The organism is Streptosporangium sp. NPDC048047 (assembly GCF_040653115.1).
In the GTDB taxonomy this organism is placed as follows: domain Bacteria; phylum Actinomycetota; class Actinomycetes; order Streptosporangiales; family Streptosporangiaceae; genus Streptosporangium.
In genome coordinates this window covers 1-2404 of record NZ_JBEZNH010000129.1, presented here as the reverse complement: position 1 = coordinate 2404, position 2404 = coordinate 1, and the positions used below count along the sequence as shown (strand labels likewise).

1 protein-coding gene and 1 pseudogene are annotated in these 2404 nt (G+C 74.3%); both read right to left on the bottom strand.

Annotated elements, in window-relative coordinates; all coding sequences use genetic code 11:
- Window positions 1–889: pseudogene (locus tag AB0D67_RS39030) on the bottom strand (ABC transporter permease); the annotation flags it as partial.
- Window positions 890–1019: 130 nt separating this feature from the next.
- Window positions 1020–2404, bottom strand: a 1385-nt coding sequence (locus tag AB0D67_RS39025; RefSeq protein ID WP_362947466.1) for an FtsX-like permease family protein, incomplete at its 5' end; no start/stop codon positions are given.

The window sequence follows — 2404 nt, the reverse complement described above, 5'->3', positions numbered from 1 at the left end:
CCAACTCCCTGCGCCGCCGCCGCGCCCCCACCGCGAACGCCGGACCGGCCAGCAGAACCACCTCCAGCACACCCATCACCACGATCAGGGCGATGCCCGCGGCCTCCTCGGGGTCGTGGAAGTCGATGACGAAGCAGCACTCGTCCAGATGCTCGGAACCTTCGGGGATCACGGGGGCGTGGACCGTCAGATCCGCCTCGCGCAGCCGGCGGACGTCGGCCATCGTCACCGGTTCCGGGGTGTCGGCCAGCCAGCCGATGCCGCTCCCTTCGGGGAGGACGGCGCCGGGCAGGCCCACGATCTCCCTGCTGTCCGGCCGGTGCGGATGCTCCACCACGCCGACCACCCGCACCGGCCGGTGCCTCCGGGTAACCGTCGGCGCCGCGCCCGGCGGCGCTCCCCGTTCCGCCACACGCGGGGTGACCGCGATCTCGCCGGGTGCGGCCGGGAGGCGGCCGCGCAGCAGGCGGTACATCCCCCTCGTCAGCGGGTCGCGCAGGTCCAGCTCCCGGATGGCCACGCGGTCGTAGCCGCCCGCGCCCCAGAAGTCGGCGCCACCGCTGTTGAAGGGGATGATCCGGGTGCCGGACCCGAGGAGGGCCACCGGATCGCCCGGCGGATTCCCCGGCCGCGACAGGCCGCTCACCCGGATCCGCAGGTCGGCGGCGCCGATCCGCGAGGTGAGCTCCTCCTCCGCGGTGACGTCCGCCGTCTCGGTGAGGATCAGGGCCAGCGTGACGACGAGGACGGGCAGGCCGACCATCACGACGATGAGGGCGCTGCGGCCCCGGGCCCGCAGCGCGTCCCGCCGGGAGATCCGCAGCGCCGCCCGGAACGCGGCCGGGAACGTGAACGGCGGGCGGCGTCCGACCCCGGTCCGGAAGATCATCCGGATGATCCTAGAGTCGGACGCCGCCCGTCGTACCGGATTCCCGGGAGGTCGGATCCAGACGGTGGCAGTGCTCACTCACCAACGGCCACCGGGTGCCGGATCCGCCCCTGCGGCTCCCATCAGGCGATCAGGTGATCCGGCGGGTCAGGGTGACCCGGGTCCGGGTGAACGTCCCCGCGACCAGCGCCGCCAGCAGCGGCAGGCCGATCACCAGCGCGGTGAGGAACAGCCAGGGGAGTTCGACCGGCGGCAGCCGGTCGAGGAGCGACGGCGACGAGCCCGACGTCCAGAGGGGGTAGCCGTACGGCCTCGACGTCGAGGCCACCGCGACCCCGGCCGGGATCCCCGCGAGGGCGCCCGCCAGCGCGCCGAGAGCGGTGATGAACCCCGCCTGACCTGCGACGACCAGCCGCCGGGTGCCGGGTTTCGCGCCGACCGCGGCCATGGTCGAAAGGTCCGGCCGCAGGTCGGCCGCGGCGAGGCCGGTGGCGGCGAGCGTGCCGCCCAGCGCCAGGACCGCCGCCGCCAGGAACAGCAGCGGCTTGACGAAGCCGTCCTGCTCGACGTCGCGCATGACGGTCACCTGGGATACACCGGCCATGATCGCCAGCTCCCGCTCCAGCTTGAACTCCTGCTCATCGGTGAGCCGGACGGAGGAGGGCGCGGCGTACAGCACGCGCGCCTCGGACTTCAGACCCAGGCCGGGCAGAGCGGAGGCGGGGAGCACCGCGACGGCGTGCCGGGGATCGGCGGCCCGCGCCACGACCGCGGGAACGGTGAGATCGTCCGGAACCTCGGGTCTCCGAGAGCCGAACTGAACGGCGGACAACCGCAGCCGCCCGTCGCGCACCATAGCGGGGTCGAACACCACGGCCCTGCCGGCGGAGAACGCCGCCGCCGCGACGGGGTCCCGCCGCCCCTGGACGAACTCCAGCAGCCGCCCACTCCCCACCGGCAGGCCCACGTTGAAGGAGTAGTCCATGTACCCGTCGCCCGGACCGTCAGGAGGCCTGACCGAAAGCCCCATGACGGCCCCCCGGGCGTCCCGGGGGGCGACGCCCTCGATCAACGAGGTGCCGGGCAGGGCGCGCTCGATGAGCGTCTTGGCCTTGGCCCACCGGGCGTCGTCGAGACGTGCCCCGTCGACCTGCACGGTCCCGACCGGAACCATCGGGTGGAAAGCGTCGCGCCGTTCGGCGAAGTTGCTGTCGAAGGCGACGGCCGCCATCGTGAAGGCGGCGGCGGCCGTCATGACGGCCGCGACGGCCGAGGCGGTGCGGCCCCGGTTGCGGGCCGCGTCGCGGGCGGCCAGCCGCAGCGGCAGCGGCAGCGTCCGGGCGGTCAGCGCCGCCGCGCCCCGGACGAGTGAGGGCGTCAACGTGACCAGCCCCAGTAGGACGAGCACCTCTGCGGCGAAAACCCAGGTTCTGTCCCTGTCCCTGATCGTGAGCGCGGTGGCCACGGCTCCCGCGACGACCAGGACCGCCCCGAGGATCGGACGGCCCGCGCGGT